The following is an 18,541-nucleotide window of genomic DNA, read 5'->3' as shown; positions in this document are numbered from 1 at the left end:
AAATTTACTCTTCATTCCGCAGAACAGCTGAAAGTTCTTCCATAGAAACACTACTTTGCTCCCCGGACCTCATATTCTTCAGGGTGAACTTTTGATTGCTTATTTCCTCAGCTCCTGCCAGCACCACGAAAGGAATATCCCGTTTGTTGGCGTGGTTCATCTGCTTTTTCATCTTGGCTTCATCAGGATACAATTCCGCAGCGATTCCTTTATTCCTCAGGTTCTTTATAGCCTTCAGGCAGTACAAGCTTTCGTTCTCGCCGAAGTTGATGAAGAGCACTTCAATATTTCTGGAAACGGTTTCAGGAAAGAGATCCAGTTCTTCCAGTACCAGGTAAATGCGGTCGAGTCCGAAAGAGATACCTACTCCGCTCACATCGCTCATTCCAAAGATACCGGTTAGGTCATCATAGCGACCACCACCGCCAATGGAGCCCATCTGCACCTTTTCGGGGGCTGAGACTTCAAAAATGGCTCCTGTGTAATAGTTTAGTCCGCGAGCCAGGGTGACATCCAGGTCAAGCTTTGCGGTTTCCAGACCAAGCGCTTCAATGGAATTGTTGATGAATTCCAACTCTTCAATTCCTTTTTTCCCGACTTCAGAAGTGGAAAGAATGGTCTTGAGCACATTTATCTTTTCGGAAAAATCCCCTTTCAGGTCAAACACCCTCTGGATCTTCTGGATAGCTTCCGCAGAAATACCTTTTTCCTGCATCTCCTTTTTCACGCCCTCCTCACCGATTTTATCCAGCTTATCCAGCGCTACCGTAAAATCTATAAGCTTGTCTGATTCGCCAATGACTTCGGCAAAACCGGAAAGCACTTTTCTATTGTTGATCTTGATGGTCACACCCTGCAGCCCCAGCGCGGTGAAAACAGCATCGTACAGCTGCACAAACTCCACCTCCTGCCACAAACTGGTACTTCCCACCACATCTGCATCGCACTGGAAGAACTCTCTAAAACGCCCTTTTTGAGGCCTGTCTGCCCGCCATACCGGTTGGATCTGGTAACGCTTGAACGGAAATTCAAGTTCATTCCTGTGCTGCACCACAAAACGCGCGAATGGCACGGTGAGATCATAACGCAGGGCCTTTTCACTAATGGAAGCAGTAAGTTTCTGACTGTCCTGCTCTTCGTATGCCTGCTTGTCTGCCTTCCGAAGAAAATCTCCCGAATTCAGGATCTTAAAGATAAGCCGGTCTCCTTCTTCCCCATACTTTCCCATCAGGGTCTCACTGTTCTCAAAGCTCGGTGTTTCAATAGGCTGAAATCCGAATTTTTGGAACTGCTCCTGTATCTTCTGAATGATGTAATTCCTTTTTGCTACTTCAGCGGGTGAAAAATCACGGGTACCTTTTGGAATGGAAGGTTTTTGGGCCATCTTTTTATTTTATCTTTAAAGCGCAAATATCAGAAAAAAATAACTGAAAAGCCCAAGGGAGCGACACAAGCCTCTCCCGATTTTAAAGCAGCTGCCTGTAACAAGTGAAGAGGAACTGCGTCTAATGAATAAATTACAGTATCACGAATGTTCCCACTCTTCAAAGAAAACATACGTATTGCGTTCTATTCGATCAAAAGTCAGCTCTTAAGGACCATACTTACCGTATTGATCATCGCCATCGGGATCACCGCCCTGGTTGGGATCTTAAGTGCCGTCACAGCTCTTGAGAATACCATTAGCAGCGATTTCGCTTCCATGGGTGCCAACACCTTCAACCTGCAGCGATATGAGTCTCAGGTGCGCCGAAACGGCGGAGAGAACGAAAAAGTAAATCCCATTATAGGTTACCGGGAAGTGAAAGAGTTCAAAGACAAATTCCTTTTTCCGAAGACCCAGACCTCGATCTCCTTCACCGGAACTTCTAATGCAGAAGTGAAATACGAAAACGAAAAGACCGATCCTGAAGTGAGCGTGCTGGGGGTGAATGAGAATTTCATCACCAATGCCGGACTCAAAGTAGAGGAAGGAAGGGACCTGAACGTATTCGATATTGAGAACAACAACCATGTGGCAGTGCTGGGTTCTGACTTCAAGGAAGGATTATTCAAAGGACTGAACCCGATCGGGCAGACCATTTCCATACGCGGAGCAAAATTCCGCGTGGTTGGTATTTTGGAATCCAAAGGTTCTACCTTCGGAAACAACCAAGATCTTCGCGTTCTAATTCCGGTACAAATTGCCCGCTCTATTTTTACAGCGCCCAATATCAATTACAATATCAGTGTTCGGGTAGAAGACAAGGAAATGCTGGAGGGAGCGCAGAGTGAAGCCATAATTACCTTCAGGAACATTCGCGGACTGAATCCGGTGGAAGAGAACAACTTCGGGATCGCCAAGAGCGATGATCTCATCAACCGAATCTTTTCTATCACACAATACCTTAACATCGCCGCCTGGGTGATTTCCATAATTACCATTTTTGGATCCTCCATCGCCTTGATGAACATAATGCTGGTCTCTGTGAGCGAACGCACTCGCGAGATCGGGGTGCGTAAAGCCCTTGGCGCAAAGAACAACACCATCGCCACCCAATTCTTTATGGAAACACTGATAATTGGTCAGTTGGGAGGGATCCTTGGAATTATCCTGGGAATTCTTATAGGTTACGCAGTATCTTCTGCCGCCGACTTTAAGTTCGTCACTCCGTGGGTAGCGATGCTATGGGCAACGGCCATCACTATTGTAGTCGCAATCCTCGCCGGAAGTTATCCCGCAGCGAAAGCTGCGAAGCAGGACCCAATTGAGTCGTTGAGATACGAGTAGAAAAATTCCAAAGACGGGAGTCTTTGGTCGAGAGTCGCGGAGACGGGAGTTTTTAGTCTTTAGTCGGTAGTCGTTAGAAGTTAGTCTGAAGTATTTGTCCAAGGATCTAATGTCACACTGAGCCCGACCAAAGGGAGGATTAGTCGAATTGTGCTTTGAAAGACGATAGTCGTTAGACAATAGTCTGAAGTATTTGTCCAAAGATCTAATGTCATACTGAGCCCGACCGAAGGGAGGATCAGTCGAAGTGGGTTTTAAAAGACGATAGTCGTTAGTCGTTAGTCTTTAGTCCAAAACAACTCAGAACTCCTAACTAAGATTCAAGTGTTTCTCGAAAAACCCGTAAAGATCCCCTTTTGTGATAACAGCACCCTGTTGTACAAGCGCGAAAATATCTTTGTTACGGTCATCGCTGATAAGCTTTGAAGAAGTATAAAGGGAAACGCGATCGTCCATTAGATTTGCCTGCAACCAGGCGTAGCCTTGAGGAGTGGTCACATCTATTTCTTTGTTCTCCACTTCTATCGCAATGAGATTCAGGGTAAGCTCGGTGATCTTGAAAAGATAGATCTGGTTAGGAGAAAAATGCTCCAGGAACTTGGCCTGGTTCAATACCCCTTCCCACACAAGATCGCTGAAGACATCCAGTTCTTCTTCCGCCACATCGGGTTTATTCTGTTTGATTTCCTCCCATTCATCGGCAGTAATAGATTGGGTAGCCAAAAAGTTTATAAATTCCTGGTGCAATTCTTCAAATTGCTCCTTTGTTAGTCTGGCGTATTTCATTCCTTTAATCTTTTGATCATCAGTTTCAGGTAATTTTACCCGGCCTGAAGTTTATTTTATTCTTTTTCCGGAGAAATAAAAAAGCCCACTCCAAAAGAAGCAGGCTTTATTTTATATTTTGAAGCAATTAAGCTTCGGCAACCACGTCAAAGTTGAAAGTAGAAACAACTTCACGGTGGAAACGCAAGGTAGCTTCGTACTGACCTAGACGTTTGATGTTACCACCTGCAATTGAAATGTATTTCTTGTCGATCTCAACACCTTCTTTTGCCAAAGCATCAGCAAGGTCAGCGTTAGTAACAGAACCGTAGATCTTATCTCCGGCACCTGCTTTAGCTGTAAGTTTGATCTCCAGATCATTCAATTTGGCAGCCTGAGCTTTCGCTTCTTCGATCTGTTTTTGTTCTTTGTAGGAACGTTGCTTTATAGTTTCTTCCAAAACCTTTTTTGCAGAAGGGGTTGCCAGTACAGCAAAACCTTGAGGTATCAAAAAGTTTCTTCCGTAACCGGGTTTTACGGTCACAAGGTCATCTTTAAAACCTAAGTTCTCTACGTCTTTTCTTAATATCAATTCCATAATTAGCCCCTTTTTATTTTAATAAATCGCCAACATAAGGCATTAATGCTAAGTGACGTGCACGCTTAACGGCAACAGCCACTTTTCTCTGATACTTCAAAGAAGTACCGGTCAATCGACGAGGCAATAATTTTCCCTGCTCATTTACAAAGCTCATTAAGAAATCTGGATCTTTGTAATCAATATACTTGATACCTGATCTCTTAAAGCGGCAATATTTTTTGGTCTTGCTAGTCTCAATATTCAATGGAGTAAGATACCTGATCTCTCCATCTTTCTTTCCTTTCGCTTGTTGTTCTATAGATGACATACTTACGCTTTTTCTTTGTTTCTGTTTCTTCTTTTCTCAGCCCATGCGATCGCGTGCTTATCAAGTCTTACAGTAAGGTAACGCATGATACGCTCATCTCTACGGAATTCTAATTCCAACGGAGAGATCACTTCACCAGGAACGGTGTACTCAAACAAGTGATAAAAACCACTTTTCTTGTGTTGAATTGGGTAAGCTAGTTTTTTAAGCCCCCAGTTCTCTTTTGATATCATCTTGGCACCGTTAGAAACAAGAAAATCTTCGTATTTCTTAACTGTTTCCTTTATCTGGTCATCAGATAAAACGGGATTCAAGATGAAAACAGTTTCATAATGATTCATAAAAATTTTACTTTAAATTAAATTGGCTGCAAAAGTAGCATTCTTTTTTCTTTTTTCAAAGCAATTTCTATTAGGTAAAAAGGGCCATTTTATCGCTGAAATTCCTTTTTTCTTTCATTTGTAAGATTTTTTCTTTATTATTGCTATTGCTAACATTTTTATCCAGTGGAAGACGTTTTACTTAAATGTGCCGTGGTTGATGACTCCAGCTTACAACGTTTGTCGATTGTAAAGCTGATAAAAGACCATCCCTCACTTAAGCTCGTTGCTGAATACAATAACGCTATTGAGACCAAAAACGGACTTCTCGATACCGAAGTAGACCTTATTTTCCTGGATATTGAAATGCCTATTCTCTCCGGATTTGATCTCCTGGACGATCTTCCAAATAAACCACAGATCATATTTGTTACCGGAAAAACCAAGTACGCTTTTAAAGCTTTTGACTACGACGCGGTAGATTACCTTCACAAACCAATTTCAAAAGAACGTTTTCTGAATGCCGTTTCCAAAGCCATTAACCTATACAGGCTGAAGCACGAAGGCGTTCCTGTAGAAGATGATAATTACATCTTTGTAAAGAGCAACCTCAAGAACCGAAAAGTATTCCTAAACAAGCTTAAATATATTGAAGCTTTGGGAGATTACGTAAAGTTCGTGACCGAAAAAGACAGTTTTGTAGTTCTTGCTACTATGAAATCTTTTGAGAGTCAGCTGCCTTCTAATAAATTCCTTCGTATCCACAAGTCTTATATTGTGAACCTGGATAAGATAGAAAGGTATAACAGCCGCAATATTGAGATAGACAAGCAACAGATCCCTTTGAGTCGCCATAAGAAATCGAATCTTATCGAAGCTTTGGCTGCCAATCAATAAGGATCCACATTCACCACTACTTTCACGCTGCGGTATGGAGCTATAGCCTTAAAGCTCTGTAAGATCTTACTTACTACTTTTTTTGTTTTTGATAAAGATTGCTGCTGCGGAATCTTCAGTAAAATATTTTTGTAGTACTCATTTCTGATCCTTGCAACCGGAGGAAACTCAGGTCCCAACACATTTTCAGCAAAGGAATTCTTTAGAGAAGTAGCCAGCCATTCCGCGCCTTCATTGACACGAGAGTAATCCCTTCCTTTAAGGGTGATCCTTACCAACCGGTAGAACGGCGGATATTTATACTGCCTGCGCTCCTCCAGCTGCTCCTTATACATTTCCTCATAACTGTTAGTGGAAACCTGCTGCACGATCTGGTGGTGCGGATTATAGGTCTGAATAAGCACTTTTCCCCTCTTCTCTGTTCTTCCCGCGCGGCCCGCTACCTGCAGCATCAACTGGAAGCTGCGTTCGTGGGCTCTGAAATCGGGGAAATTCAAAAGTGTGTCTGCATTCATGATCCCCACCAGCCTCACATTACGGAAATCCAATCCTTTGGTGAGCATCTGCGTTCCTACTAATATGTCTATCTCTCCCTGTTCAAAGGCATTGATGATCTTCTCATAGCCGTGTTTCCCACGGGTAGTATCCAGGTCCATTCGGCCTATCTTGTTTCCCGGAAAAAGGGCTTTCAATTCGGTTTCCACTTTTTCGGTCCCAAAACCTTTAGTAGATAACTCGACACTTCCGCAGGCCATACACTTGTTCTGCATGGCAATGTGGTATCCGCAGTAGTGACATCGAAGCTGATTATTATGACTGTGATAAGTGAGACTCACATCACAGTTAGGGCACTGCGGGGAATGTCCGCAGGTATTACATTCCAGTATCGGACTAAATCCCCTTCGGTTCTGGAAAAGGATCACTTGCTCTTTATTACTCAGGGTTTCCCTGATCTCCTCGAGCAGGCGATCAGAAAAATGTCCTGTCATTCGCTTTTTTCGATGCTTATCCTTGATATCGACGATCTCGATCTCTGGCAATAGTACATTTCCGAAGCGACGGTTGAGATTGACCAGCGAATATTTGGAATGTTCAGCATTGAAATAGGATTCCAGCGCAGGAGTTGCCGAACCCAGCAGCACTTTTGCCTTGTGCATCAGGCCCAGAACCACAGCTGCGTCACGTGCGTTATACCGCGGCGCAGGATCGTATTGCTTAAAGGTAGACTCGTGCTCTTCATCCACCACGATCAAACCAAGGTCGTGAAACGGCAAAAAGATACTGGACCTTACTCCCACTACAATTCGCGCCTTTTCGCTGTTTTGAAGCACCTGCTGATATACTTCTACCCTTTCATTGACGGAATATTTACTGTGGTATACAATAACCTTTTCCCCAAAATAATTCTGAAGCCGGGCGATCAACTGCGCCGTAAGGGCGATCTCCGGAAGCAGGTATAACACCTGTTTCCCTTCAGAAATGGCTTTTTCAATAAGCTCTACATAGATCTCGGTCTTTCCGGAGGAAGTGATCCCGTGCAACAGGCAAACATCTTCAGTTTTAAAAGAATCCTCAATTTCTTCCAGGGCCTTCTGCTGAAACTCATTCAGCTGTACCAGCTCATCCAGGTCACCTTCTTCAAATTGGTTCCTGTCTATTTGCAAATGATATTCTTCCAGGACGCCTTTATCAATGAGGGATTTTATAGTTCCGGAGGAGGCTCCGCTCTTTTTAGCAAGCTCCTTAGCTTTTAATGGGTCTGAAGACCTGGCAGTATGAGAAAATAAGGTGAAGATCACCTGCCGTTGTTTGGGGGCACGATTGAGGTCATCCAGCAGCTCATGCATGGCTGCCTCTTCCGAATACCGTTGGTGTAATTTTATGTAACGCTCCAGTTTGGGCTTGTACTGCTCGTAGATCTCCTGGTTCACCACCACTACCTTCTTTTCCACCAGGGAATTGATCACCGGCAGGACGGTTTTTTTATCCAGCACCTGGATGATTTCAGCGATCTTCATGGCCGACTGCCTTTGCAGCGCCTCGAATAGCAGAAATTCATCATCAGACAGGGCCATTTCATCCACCTCAGCATCCTTCAGCAGCTGTACAATGGTCTCACTCTCTAAAAGAAAAGCACTGGGAATTGCAGCTCGCAGTACCTCCCCTTCGGTACACATATAATAGGACGCGAGCCACTGCCAGAATTTTAACTGTTGAGTTGTAACAACCGGCGTCTTATCAAGGATCTGCTCTATTGGCTTGGCTTCATAAACATCAGGAGCATTTTGATGAACACCGGAAACAATGCCCGTATAGACCTTTGACTTTCCGAAGGGAACTGCCACTCTCATCCCGGGTTTCAAAAATGCAGCCTCGGGCTCAGAGATACTGTAAGTGAAGTGGTTCTCCAGCGGTAAAGGCAAAATGACGTTAATGAAATGAGGCATAGGTGAAGCAAAAATAAACTTGTTTCTACTACAAAAAAATAAACCATCCTAAAAAGAATGGTTTATTTACGGTTCAAGTCATTTTTTATTTACCTGCCAGCAGGTCTTCTTTAAGTCCGCTGTCTGCAGGATCTCCGGAAAGCCAGATCCCAAAAAGGGCTTTTTTGAATTCCCTTCCTTTGATCACTCCTTTTTCAGTTCCGTTCTTATAAGCTACCACTCCTTTTCCCGGAAGATATACCAGGTCAAAAATGTCATTTTTATGAATGTCTTCTTTGAAGAAGCCTAGCAACTTATTTATCTCGGCCTGAATTGGAGCCGTATTCCCTTTTGTGGATTTTTCAAAACCTTCAGTCACCGCTTCTACCATCTTATCACTCGAAATGAGCTTTGAAACGATGTGAAGCTTAATAGACATTGGTTTATCTGCATTCAGAACGGTATTAGCATCTTTTGTCTTCTCGTTCAGGTAAAGTCCGGCGGCATACAGGTCGATCCATAATTTCTCACGCACTCCGGCGCCATTGAGAACTAAGGTTTGACCTTCATAAGTTTCGGTAGTAGGCAAAGTAGCATCACCCACCTTCTTTTGGGCATTCACTGTCGTAGAGAGTACAACAGCCATCAATAATAACACAAGTTTTTTCATAGTTTAAGTTTAGGTATGTAAAATTAAAATTATCGCCTTCTGAGTTTTATCAGGGAAGCATTGAGTTCAAAACCGAGCAACAATATATTAGAATTTATCCAAATGTACACCATTAGAATAAGTAGTGCTCCAATAGAACCATACAGCTCATTATATGCTGAAAAATTCTCAATATAGATCCCAAACAAAAAGGTGGTCGCAATGATCAAAAAAGTACTAAAAAAAGCTCCGATCGAGAAAAAACGGCTCAATCTTCCCTGTTTGGTACCAAAATAATACAGTGTTGCCACTATCAGGTAGATCATAATTGTAAAGATCGCGTACCGGCCAATATCTGCCCAGATCACAGCGTCACTCACTACTCCAAGTGTTTTAAGATCTTCTGTGAGGTATGTCAAATAAACCCATACCACTACTGTAGTAAGCAACAATAAGGCCAAGATCAGCGAAACACCTACGGCTATCACATATTGCCTGATAATGGAGCGGTTTATTTTGGTGTGGTAAGAAAATTCAAAGCCTGTAAACACCGCATTTACGCCGTTAGCCATCAGGAAAATGGAAAGCAGGAACACTACAGAAAGTAGGCCTCCCCTTTTTCTGGCAGCAATATCATAAAAGATTGGATCAAAGAATCCGCTTGTTTCCGGCGGAAGCAGGGAATCAATAAAGTCCAGGAACTGGATCTGAAAATCGTCTATAAAGTTGATGAAGGGAATCAGGTTCAGAATAAACAGCAGGAAAGGAAACAGCGCCATAAAAAAGCTGAAGGAAATAGCACTGGCCCTGGCCGAAAAAGTCCCTTTTACGATACCTGCATAAAAAATGATAAGCAAATCATACAGAGACAGTCCTTCCAGGCCCGGTAAAATTACCGTTTTGGCATGGCTGGTCCACCAGCGAATCCACTGCTCCCGTCTTGTAGGTTTTGCTTTTTCTTTGTTCATTGGCTATACCGCCTTGAGGCTGAGATCGAGGTTGTAAACAGAATGTGTGAGCGCACCACTTGAAATAAAGTCCACTCCACATTCGGCATATTTACGCGCAGTCTCTAAAGTAATTCCGCCACTGGATTCTGTCTGGCATTTTCCATTGATCATCTTCACAGCCTCACGCGTCTGCTCATAGTTGAAATTGTCAAGAAGGATACGATCCACCCCTCCTGCATTTAGAATTTCCTTTATCTCGTTGAGGTCCCGTGCCTCAACAATTATCTTGAGGTCCAGGTTGTTGTTCTTTAAATAGGTATGCGTCTTCTCAATGGCAGTTTTTATTCCGCCGGCAAAGTCGATATGATTATCCTTGAGCATGATCATATCATACAGGGCAAAGCGGTGATTTTCGCCTCCGCCTATTTTGACCGCCCATTTTTCCAGGGCCCTTATTCCGGGGGTAGTTTTTCGGGTGTCAAGAATGCGGGTATTAGTGCCTTCCAGTTTATCAACGAAGGTCCGGGTCTTAGTGGCCACGGCGCTCATACGCTGCATAGCATTCAGGACAAGACGTTCGGCTTTAAGGATGGACTGTGACGACCCGTCGACATAAAAAGCGATGTCTCCATTTTTTACCGTACTGCCGTCTTCAATAAGCACTTCAAGGTTCAACTTGGGATCAACCTCCTTAAAAACCCGCTTTGCGAATTCCACTCCGGCCAGTATTCCCTTATCTTTTACAAGTAGTTTTGCTTTTCCGGTTGCTGAAGCCGGAATACAGGCGAGGGAACTGTGGTCACCGGAACCTATATCTTCCCTGAGGGAATTCTCAATAATTATTTCAATTTCCTTTTCAAATTGTTCTTTTGAAATCATTGCAGTGCCTATTTTTGCTAAAGTTACAAAGTAAACACAAATTTGACACCATGACCATTAAATTGCTGGCCATTGGAAAAACCGATGATCCCTCACTTCAGAAGCTTATTACCACTTATGTGAACCGGTTGGGGCACTACAATAAATTTGAGCTCGAGATCATCCCCGATCTAAAGAAGACAAAGAACCTCACCGTAGACCAGCAAAAGGCCCTGGAAGGAAAGCTGATCCTCGACAAGACCAGTAATTCTGATTTCCTGGTACTGCTGGATGAGAACGGAAAGCAATTTTCTTCGGAAGGTTTTTCGGAATACATTCAAAAAAGGCTTAACAGTGGTATGAAGCAATTGATCTTTGTAATTGGTGGGCCCTATGGATTTTCCGAAGAAGTTTACGCAAGGGCCAATGGGAAAGTTTCCCTTTCAAAAATGACCTTTTCACACCAGATGGTGCGACTGTTCTTTGTGGAGCAGCTATACCGCGCCTTTACCATACTCAAGAACGAACCATATCACCACAAATAGCCTGTAATGATTCCACAAAAACCCATCAAGCTGGTCTTTGCCACCAACAATGAGAACAAGATCAAAGAGATCGCGGCCATGATGCCTGCACATATTGAATTACTGTCATTAAAGGACATTGGCTGTGAGGAAGACATTCCTGAAACTTCGGAAACTATTGAAGGCAATGCTCTCCAAAAATCCAGCTATGTAAAGGAAAAGTACGGGTACGATTGTTTTGCCGATGACACGGGATTGGAAGTAACAGCGCTGGATGGTGCTCCCGGAGTATATTCTGCCCGTTACGCCGGTGATGAAAAAGACAATCAGGCCAATATGGCGAAGCTTTTACAGGAACTGCAGGGAAAAACCGATCGCAGCGCCCGCTTTAAAACAGTGATCGCCCTGGAATTGGAAGGTCGCCAATATACCTTCACCGGAATCTGTGACGGAAAGATCATTTTTGAGCAGCGGGGAGAGAAAGGATTTGGCTATGATCCTGTGTTTCAACCGGAAGGATATTCGAAGACTTTTGCCGAACTGGATCTTCAGGAAAAGTCGGAAATCAGTCACCGCGGACGCGCAACCCGCAAATTGATTGACTTTTTGAGCCAAAATAATAATATCCCTGCCCGCGATTAAATCTTAAATAAAACTGTATCTTTGCCGCTCGAAATTCCTCAGGGTGAGGATGTGTTGCTGGAAGTTTAGGTTTAAGTATGTCGATTCGCTTCTTATGTAACACCCACATATCATAATCGAATACTTACACTTACGAATGAAATCATTCCAACAACTTGGACTTGACGCGCAGTTGCTTCAAGCCATCACTGACATGGGTTTTGAAACTCCCAGCGAAGTTCAGGAAAAAGCAATCCCAATTTTATTAGAAAAAGAGACTGACATAGTCGCTCTTGCTCAAACCGGAACCGGTAAAACGGCAGCCTTTGGCTTTCCGCTTATTCAGAAAATTGATCCCAACAGCAAAAAGACGCAGGGATTGATCCTTTCCCCAACCCGGGAATTGTGTTTGCAGATCACCAATGAGCTAAAGAACTACTCAAAATATTATAAAGGTCTTAATACAGTAGCTATCTACGGAGGTGCCAGTATTACTGACCAGGCCAGCCAGATTAGAAAAGGAGCCCAGATCATTGTAGCTACCCCGGGTAGGATGCAGGATATGGTGAACCGTAAACTGGTTGACATTTCTCATATTGATTACTGTATTCTTGATGAGGCTGATGAAATGCTGAACATGGGCTTCTTTGAAGACATTACAGCCATACTTTCACACACGCCTGAAGAAAAGAATACCTGGCTTTTCTCTGCAACCATGCCTAAAGAGGTTGCTATCATTGCCAAGAAATTCATGCATACCCCGGTGGAGATAACCGTTGGTACCAAGAATACCGGTACTTCAAGTGTATCTCACGAATATTACGTGGTGAGCGCCCGTGACCGTTATGCTGCTCTTAAGAGACTTGCAGATGCAAATCCCGATATTTTCTCGGTGATCTTTTGCCGAACCAAGCGCGATACTCAAAAAGTTGCCGAGCAGTTGATCGAAGACGGATATAACGCTGCTGCACTACACGGAGACCTGAGCCAGAACCAGCGAGACCTGGTAATGAAAAGTTTCAGGTCAAGACAGATCCAGATGCTGGTAGCTACTGACGTTGCTGCCCGCGGAATTGATGTTGATGACATTACACATGTTATCAACTACCAGTTGCCAGATGAGATCGAGACCTACACCCACCGAAGCGGACGTACAGGAAGAGCCGGAAAAAGCGGGGTTTCCATGGTGATCGTTTCCAAGAGTGAGGTGCGAAAAATCAAAAATATCGAACGCATTATCGGGCAGTCTTTTGAAAGAAAAGATATTCCTGACGGAATGGAGATCTGCGAAGTGCAGTTGTTCCATTTGGCGAACGATATAAAAGACACAAAGATCAACCATGAGATCGACCGCTACCTGCCAAGCATTAATGAGATGTTTGAAGGCCTGAGCAAGGAAGAACTTCTTAAAAAGTTCTTTTCGGTTGAGTTCACAAGATTCTTCAACTATTACAACAACGCGCAGGACCTGAACGCTAAGGCTGCCGGAGAGACTTACCAGGACGATGGAGATAGTACCCGTTTCTTCATTAACGTGGGAGCCAAAGACGACTTTGACTGGATGAGCTTGAAGGACTTTTTGAAGGCGACTTTAGATCTTGGACGCGATGATGTGAACCGGGTGGAAGTAAAAGACAGCTTCTCCTTCTTCAACGTTGACAGTTCCAAAACAAATGAAGTACTGGCCATTTTCCAGGACTTCCAGTTGCACGGGCGTCACATCAATGTGGAAGTGACCAAGCAAAGTGCCGGAAAGGACCGCGGAAAAAGAGGACCGAGAAAAGATAAAGGCGGACGTAGTTTCGAAAAATCTGCATCTGGTGCCGGAAAAGGCCGCAGAAGATCTACCGAAAGCTCCGGAAAAAGAAGGTCATCAGACTTTATTCCGGGAGAAAGAAAAAGCAAGAGAAGCGGTGGAAAAAGTAACAGCATAGAAAGTTCTATCAAAAGAAGAAGATCGAAAAAATAATCTTTCTGAAAATTTGGTATAGTTTTTAAGGCGTTATCTTTACACGAATGGAAAGCATGAAGAAATTTTTAGCCCCCCTTTTTTTATTGATCGGTTTAGTGGCTTTTGGTCAGGACACCACAGTAGTTTCAGGAAAAGTTTTAAATGCAGCCAATGATAAGGCTATCGAGAACGCCCACGTGATCAACCTCAACCAGGTAAAAGGTACGGTTACCTCACCTGAGGGAGATTTTGAGATCGCGGCGGCCGTCAACGATACGCTTTACTTTTCCTATTTAGGATTTAAGTCTATTCGCGTAAGAGTCACCAATGACTGGTTGAAATACGGTGCGGTAAAGGTCAAAATGACCGAACTGGGGATCGCCCTTGAAGAAGTAGTGGTGCGCCCGGTGCAGTTGACCGGATACCTGGAGATAGACGCCAAAAATATTCCTATCTACGAGAATTACCGCTACAGCATTAGCGGCCTCGATAAAGGATATGAAGGCGGAGACCGCAGTCCAAATGCAGTTAGCAAAGTGCTGGGGGCTATTTTTAACCCCGCTGATGCCCTTTATAATATCTTCGGAAAACAGCCAAAGCAAATGCGGAAGCTGCGGGAAATGAAGCAGGATGACGAAATAAGGAACCTGTTGCAGAAGAAATTCGACCGGCAGACCTTAATGGCGGTACTGCAAATAGATCGCCCTGATATTGATGAGATCTTAAGGAGGTGTAATTATTCCAAGGATTTTATTGAATCGGCTAATGACTTGCAGATCCTCGATGCGATGAGCGGTTGTTACGAAGAGTACAAAGTTCTGAACAGATAAGAAATAGACCAAAATATAAGAGGGGCGAAAAATTGCATTTTTCGCCCCTCTTTTTTATTTCCGTTCGAGTTGTGTTTTCAGATTTTGCAGCCCGACCTCAAAGTCTTTTCCAATGGCACGGTCCATTCCGTAGAAGAGCATCATAACCGAAGCAGGGAATTTATGAACTCCCTTCACTCCCCAAACCATCTTGGTGCGATCGGGCTCCAGTTCCTTTACTGCCATATAATTTAATGAAAGTGACTTGTAGGGACTCAGAAAAAGCAACTGCGTCTCCAGCACTTTTCCTTCCCTGACCTTTACTATCTTTTGGATCCCCTCCACCTTATTATGGCCTTTCCAGTAAGAAGCGGCTCCAACCTTACCGTCTTCGCCCTTGAATTTTATTACATGCTTTGGATCATTGAGGAACCAGGGCATCCATAAAGGCTGTTTTTTAAGTTGTCTTATGTAAGCATAAACCTCGGCTTTAGGCCGGTTGATCACGACGGTACGACTAAGGTCATATTCTTTTCGTGCCCACGCATGCAGAAATGCCACAAAGGTGATAAGGCCAATAACTACATAAAAGAATAAGGTCATGTTCGGTGCTAAATGGGTTCTAAATGTATATAATTATTGTGATGCCTGAAAGCGTTCTATAATTTCAGTTGCGCTTTTCAGCGTCTTTTTTGTCCAGTCCAACCTTTTCTCCAGTTTTTCTTCTTCAGAAAGGTGCCAGTTTAATTCACTTTTTCGTAACCTGTCTGTAAGCTCCTGCAGGATTATAGCTGCGGAAACCGAAATATTAAAACTTTCAGTAAACCCGTACATGGGAATGTGAATAAATTCGTCGGCCTCTTCCAATACTTCTTCTGAAAGACCGGTTGATTCGGTCCCAAAGAACAGGGCTGCCGGTTTACTGATGTCAAAATCCTGAGGACTCTTTCCTTTATGAGGTGAAGTTGCAACTATGTTGTAGCCTTTTTTCCGAAGTTCCCTGATACAGTCTTCTGTGGAAGTATAGCGGTTGACATCTACCCATTTCTGGGCGCCCATAGCTATCTCACGATCGATCTTCTTCAGGTTCACCTCCTCTACCACATGCACGTTCTGAATTCCAAAAATATCACAGCTTCTAATCACCGCACTGGTGTTGTGCAATTGGTAGACATCCTGAGTGGTCACGGTAAAATAATTGGTACGTTGATCGAGAACCCGATCGAAAAGTTCTCTTCTTCGGGGCGTAAGAAAAGATTCGAGGTATTCCAGAAGTTTAGGGTTTACTTCCATGGATGCGAAAATAGAAAATCTGCCGTAATTTTTCCGAAGAAATTCGGGTTCCCGGCAAATAAAATCTATGATTTTCCAGAAAAGATACTTAATTTTTAGACCCAAAAATTTCCAATAAAATGAAAAAGGTGGTAGTACTTACCGGTGCAGGAGTAAGCGCAGAAAGCGGAATAAAAACATTCCGCGATGCAAATGGTCTATGGGAAGGCCATGATGTAATGGATGTGGCTACTCCGCAGGGCTGGGAAAGAAATATGGAACTGGTGCTGGATTTTTATAATCAGCGAAGAAGACAGCTGCGGGAAGTAGAACCGAATGCTGCACACAAAGCTCTAAAAGACCTGGAGAGCAGCTATGACGTACATATCATCACTCAAAATGTGGACGATCTGCACGAGCGGGCAGGTAGTACTAATGTCATTCATTTACATGGAGAGCTAAAAAAAGCCCGCAGCACCTTTGACGAAGACCTAATCATGGACTGGGAAGGAGATATCAATGTCGGGGATTTTTGTGACCACAACCACCAGCTGCGGCCTCATGTGGTGTGGTTTGGAGAGGCTGTACCTATGATGGAAAAAGCCATTGACACCACTATGGAAGCTGATATTTTGATCATTATTGGAACATCCATGCAGGTTTACCCGGCAGCAGGACTCATTGATTTCATTTCAGATGATACGCCGGTGTATTTCATCGATCCAAAACCGGCAATTGACAGCCAGCGAAATCTTACAGTCTATGCCGAAAAGGCTTCCGAAGGCGTCCCAAGAGTAGTTGAAGATCTTTTGAAAAATGCTAAATAAAAAATACTTTTCGCAGGTAAACCTGAAGCTGTATCTTTAGCCCTTAATTTTAAACACGATCCATGACTTCTCTGCAAGCCATTTCACCAATTGACGGAAGATATTTCGGAAAGACCAAAGAACTCGTTTCTTTTTTCAGCGAACAGGCCCTCATCAAGTACCGGGTCAAGGTTGAAGTTGAATATTTCATCGCCCTCTGCAAAGCAGGCTTACCTCAGCTGAAAGGAGTTGAACCTGCAGTTTTCCCAAAACTACAGGACCTGTACAAAAATTTCTCCCTGGAGGATGCCGAAGGAATTAAAGAGATCGAAAAAGTCACCAATCACGACGTAAAGGCAGTTGAATATTTCATCAAGAAAAAGTTCGATGAACTGGATCTTGCCGCTTATAAAGAATTCATCCACTTTGGGCTCACTTCCCAGGATATCAATAATACCGCAGTGCCTCTTAGTATTAAGGATGCGATGGAAAACGTATATTTTCCGCAGCTTAATGAGCTAATAGGCAGACTCGAGGAAATGGCGGCCGACTGGAAAGATATTCCCATGTTAGCCCGCACTCATGGTCAGCCGGCCTCTCCTACCCGACTTGGGAAGGAAATTGAAGTTTTTGTTCAGCGGCTGAAGGAGCAGGTAAGTTTTCTGAAAAAGATTCCTTTTGCTGCCAAATTTGGTGGTGCTACCGGAAATTATAATGCTCATAAAGTTGCCTATCCCAATGTGGACTGGAAAGCTTTTGGAACCGGGTTTGTTGAAAACGACCTCGGGTTGCATCATTCATTTCCCACTACCCAGATAGAGCATTATGACCACCTGGCTTCGCTTTTTGATGCATTAAAGCGTATTAATACCATAATCCTGGACCTGGATAAAGATATCTGGACCTATGTTTCCATGGATTATTTTAAACAGAAGATCAAAAAAGGGGAAGTAGGATCCTCAGCCATGCCGCACAAGGTAAATCCTATTGATTTTGAGAACAGCGAAGGAAATTTAGGAATTGCAAATGCCCTTTTTGAGCACCTCTCCGGAAAGTTACCAATCAGCCGACTGCAGCGCGACCTTACCGACAGTACCGTGCTTCGAACCATTGGCGTTCCTTTTGGGCATACCCTCATCGGATTTTCGTCTACCCTGAAAGGGCTGAACAAACTCCTGCTGAATGAAGCAAAATTAGACGCTGATCTCGAAAATAACTGGGCAGTGGTAGCCGAAGCTATTCAAACGATCCTGAGAAGGGAGGGATATCCCAATCCATACGAAGCCCTTAAGGGTCTTACCCGTACCAACGAGACCATAAACAAACAGAGTATCTCAAGGTTTATTGATGAACTGGATGTATCTGAAGATATCAAGAAAGAACTGAAACAAATAAGTCCGCAAAACTACACCGGAATATAAAAACCAAAGAGGCCTGAAAAATTGAATTTTCAGGCCTCTTTAGTTGTGTCGATTTTTTTAGTCCTTGAACATTCCTCCCAGCGGGGGTAGTCCGCCCAGTTCCACCTCTCCTTTATCGAATGACTTCAACAAACGGATCAATGCTTCAGGGTTCATATCGTTTCCGGTTACGCGGGCAATTCCGAAGCCTTTCTCTTCATCAGAGCCAAAAACAATGAATTCGTCAATGGCATCTTCCTCTCCCATATAGTAGAGTTCAGCCTTTTTGTCTCCTCCGCCATAGCGCATTAACTGCTTATATTTATCATTTTTAAGGATCTTGATAAGCTTCTCTTTTTCCTGTTCATAGACAGTTGAATTGGTATCTTTTTTAGGGAAACCAAGAATATTTACCTTTTTGATGGTTTCCAGGGTCGCACGTTGTTCCGCATCGAGACGGGAATTTTCTCCGGTTAGCAGGCTCGCAGGAATGTCGAAAGCCAGGAACTGGTTGTTGGCCTGATTTTCAACGTAATATTCCTGAAGGCTGGTTTCATTGTCACATGAAACCAACCCCAGGACTGCTACTGCTAGAAGCAATATTACTTTTTTCAT

20 protein-coding genes are annotated in these 18,541 nt (G+C 43.6%); 8 read left to right on the top strand and 12 right to left on the bottom strand.

What is annotated here, in order from left to right; all coding sequences use genetic code 11:
- Nucleotides 1–4: 4 nt before the first annotated feature.
- Nucleotides 5–1,384 (bottom strand): histidine--tRNA ligase, encoded by a 1,380-nt coding sequence (gene hisS, locus ACNORC_RS09945; RefSeq protein WP_418335488.1) that lies wholly within the window; start codon nucleotides 1,382–1,384, stop codon nucleotides 5–7.
- Nucleotides 1,385–1,531: 147 nt separating this feature from the next.
- Between hisS and ACNORC_RS09940 the strand changes: the two genes are divergently transcribed.
- The gene (locus ACNORC_RS09940; protein ID WP_418335487.1) at nucleotides 1,532–2,770 is read left to right on the top strand and encodes an ABC transporter permease; all 1,239 of its coding nucleotides are present in this window, start codon (nucleotides 1,532–1,534) and stop codon (nucleotides 2,768–2,770) included.
- 309 nt (nucleotides 2,771–3,079) lie between these two features.
- Here ACNORC_RS09940 and ACNORC_RS09935 read toward each other — a convergent pair whose 3' ends face one another.
- From ACNORC_RS09935 to rpsF, 4 genes are all read right to left on the bottom strand, one after another.
- The gene (locus ACNORC_RS09935; protein ID WP_418335486.1) at nucleotides 3,080–3,556 is read right to left on the bottom strand and encodes a DUF6495 family protein; all 477 of its coding nucleotides are present in this window, start codon (nucleotides 3,554–3,556) and stop codon (nucleotides 3,080–3,082) included.
- Nucleotides 3,557–3,683: 127 nt separating this feature from the next.
- A complete protein-coding gene (gene rplI / locus ACNORC_RS09930) occupies nucleotides 3,684–4,133 on the bottom strand; it encodes a 50S ribosomal protein L9 (RefSeq protein WP_418335485.1) in 450 nt (149 codons plus the stop codon).
- 13 nt (nucleotides 4,134–4,146) lie between these two features.
- The gene (gene rpsR, locus ACNORC_RS09925) at nucleotides 4,147–4,443 is read right to left on the bottom strand and encodes a 30S ribosomal protein S18 (protein ID WP_037324607.1); all 297 of its coding nucleotides are present in this window, start codon (nucleotides 4,441–4,443) and stop codon (nucleotides 4,147–4,149) included.
- Nucleotides 4,444–4,445: 2 nt separating this feature from the next.
- Nucleotides 4,446–4,784, bottom strand: coding sequence for a 30S ribosomal protein S6 (gene rpsF / locus ACNORC_RS09920; protein WP_418335484.1), 339 nt, complete (start codon nucleotides 4,782–4,784; stop codon nucleotides 4,446–4,448).
- Between the two features lie 165 nt (nucleotides 4,785–4,949).
- Here rpsF and ACNORC_RS09915 point away from each other — a divergent pair, with 165 nt between their 5' ends.
- Nucleotides 4,950–5,660, top strand: coding sequence for a LytR/AlgR family response regulator transcription factor (locus tag ACNORC_RS09915; protein WP_418335483.1), 711 nt, complete (start codon nucleotides 4,950–4,952; stop codon nucleotides 5,658–5,660).
- Here ACNORC_RS09915 and priA read toward each other — a convergent pair.
- From priA to nadC, 4 genes are all read right to left on the bottom strand, one after another.
- Entirely contained in the window at nucleotides 5,654–8,107 is a 2,454-nt protein-coding gene (priA, locus tag ACNORC_RS09910; RefSeq protein WP_418335482.1) for a replication restart helicase PriA, read from the bottom strand. The two genes, ACNORC_RS09915 and priA, sit on opposite strands and share 7 nt — an antisense overlap.
- 85 nt (nucleotides 8,108–8,192) lie before the next feature.
- Entirely contained in the window at nucleotides 8,193–8,756 is a 564-nt protein-coding gene (locus ACNORC_RS09905) for a chalcone isomerase family protein (protein ID WP_418335481.1), read from the bottom strand.
- 29 nt (nucleotides 8,757–8,785) lie between these two features.
- A complete protein-coding gene (locus tag ACNORC_RS09900) occupies nucleotides 8,786–9,703 on the bottom strand; it encodes a YihY/virulence factor BrkB family protein (RefSeq protein ID WP_418335480.1) in 918 nt (305 codons plus the stop codon).
- A 3-nt stretch (nucleotides 9,704–9,706) separates the two neighbouring features.
- Complete coding sequence (gene nadC / locus ACNORC_RS09895; RefSeq protein WP_418335479.1) at nucleotides 9,707–10,564, bottom strand: carboxylating nicotinate-nucleotide diphosphorylase; 858 nt, start codon at nucleotides 10,562–10,564, stop codon at nucleotides 9,707–9,709.
- 50 nt (nucleotides 10,565–10,614) lie between these two features.
- Here nadC and rlmH point away from each other — a divergent pair, with 50 nt between their 5' ends.
- The 4 genes from rlmH (at nucleotide 10,615) to ACNORC_RS09875 (ending at nucleotide 14,469) form a co-directional block, all read left to right on the top strand.
- A complete protein-coding gene (gene rlmH / locus ACNORC_RS09890; RefSeq protein ID WP_418335478.1) occupies nucleotides 10,615–11,088 on the top strand; it encodes a 23S rRNA (pseudouridine(1915)-N(3))-methyltransferase RlmH in 474 nt (157 codons plus the stop codon).
- Nucleotides 11,089–11,112: 24 nt separating this feature from the next.
- On the top strand, nucleotides 11,113–11,709 hold the full coding sequence (locus tag ACNORC_RS09885; RefSeq protein ID WP_418336159.1) for a non-canonical purine NTP diphosphatase: 597 nt from the start codon (nucleotides 11,113–11,115) through the stop codon (nucleotides 11,707–11,709).
- A 136-nt stretch (nucleotides 11,710–11,845) separates the two neighbouring features.
- Entirely contained in the window at nucleotides 11,846–13,657 is a 1,812-nt protein-coding gene (locus ACNORC_RS09880) for a DEAD/DEAH box helicase (RefSeq protein ID WP_418335477.1), read from the top strand.
- 56 nt (nucleotides 13,658–13,713) lie between these two features.
- Nucleotides 13,714–14,469: a carboxypeptidase-like regulatory domain-containing protein gene (locus tag ACNORC_RS09875; protein WP_418335476.1), complete on the top strand. Its 756-nt coding sequence runs from the start codon at nucleotides 13,714–13,716 to the stop codon at nucleotides 14,467–14,469.
- A 54-nt stretch (nucleotides 14,470–14,523) separates the two neighbouring features.
- Here ACNORC_RS09875 and ACNORC_RS09870 read toward each other — a convergent pair whose 3' ends face one another.
- Together ACNORC_RS09870 and ACNORC_RS09865 are read right to left on the bottom strand one after the other, a co-directional pair.
- On the bottom strand, nucleotides 14,524–15,051 hold the full coding sequence (locus ACNORC_RS09870) for an SRPBCC family protein (RefSeq protein ID WP_418335475.1): 528 nt from the start codon (nucleotides 15,049–15,051) through the stop codon (nucleotides 14,524–14,526).
- A 33-nt stretch (nucleotides 15,052–15,084) separates the two neighbouring features.
- Nucleotides 15,085–15,741 carry a TrmH family RNA methyltransferase gene (locus tag ACNORC_RS09865; protein WP_418335474.1) on the bottom strand — a complete coding sequence of 219 codons (657 nt, stop codon included), beginning with the start codon at nucleotides 15,739–15,741 and terminating at the stop codon, nucleotides 15,085–15,087.
- A gap of 119 nt (nucleotides 15,742–15,860) precedes the next feature.
- Between ACNORC_RS09865 and ACNORC_RS09860 the strand changes: the two genes are divergently transcribed.
- Nucleotides 15,861–16,547 carry an SIR2 family NAD-dependent protein deacylase gene (locus ACNORC_RS09860; RefSeq protein ID WP_418335473.1) on the top strand — a complete coding sequence of 229 codons (687 nt, stop codon included), beginning with the start codon at nucleotides 15,861–15,863 and terminating at the stop codon, nucleotides 16,545–16,547.
- A gap of 62 nt (nucleotides 16,548–16,609) precedes the next feature.
- Nucleotides 16,610–17,947: an adenylosuccinate lyase gene (gene purB / locus ACNORC_RS09855; RefSeq protein WP_418335472.1), complete on the top strand. Its 1,338-nt coding sequence runs from the start codon at nucleotides 16,610–16,612 to the stop codon at nucleotides 17,945–17,947.
- 57 nt (nucleotides 17,948–18,004) lie between these two features.
- Here the strand turns inward: purB and ACNORC_RS09850 are convergent, their stop codons facing one another.
- On the bottom strand, nucleotides 18,005–18,541 hold the full coding sequence (locus ACNORC_RS09850) for a GFO_1091 family lipoprotein (protein ID WP_418335471.1): 537 nt from the start codon (nucleotides 18,539–18,541) through the stop codon (nucleotides 18,005–18,007).

The organism is Salinimicrobium soli (genome assembly GCF_048323655.1).
In the GTDB taxonomy this organism is placed as follows: domain Bacteria; phylum Bacteroidota; class Bacteroidia; order Flavobacteriales; family Flavobacteriaceae; genus Salinimicrobium; species Salinimicrobium soli.
This window is presented reverse-complemented; position numbering and strand designations above follow the sequence as displayed.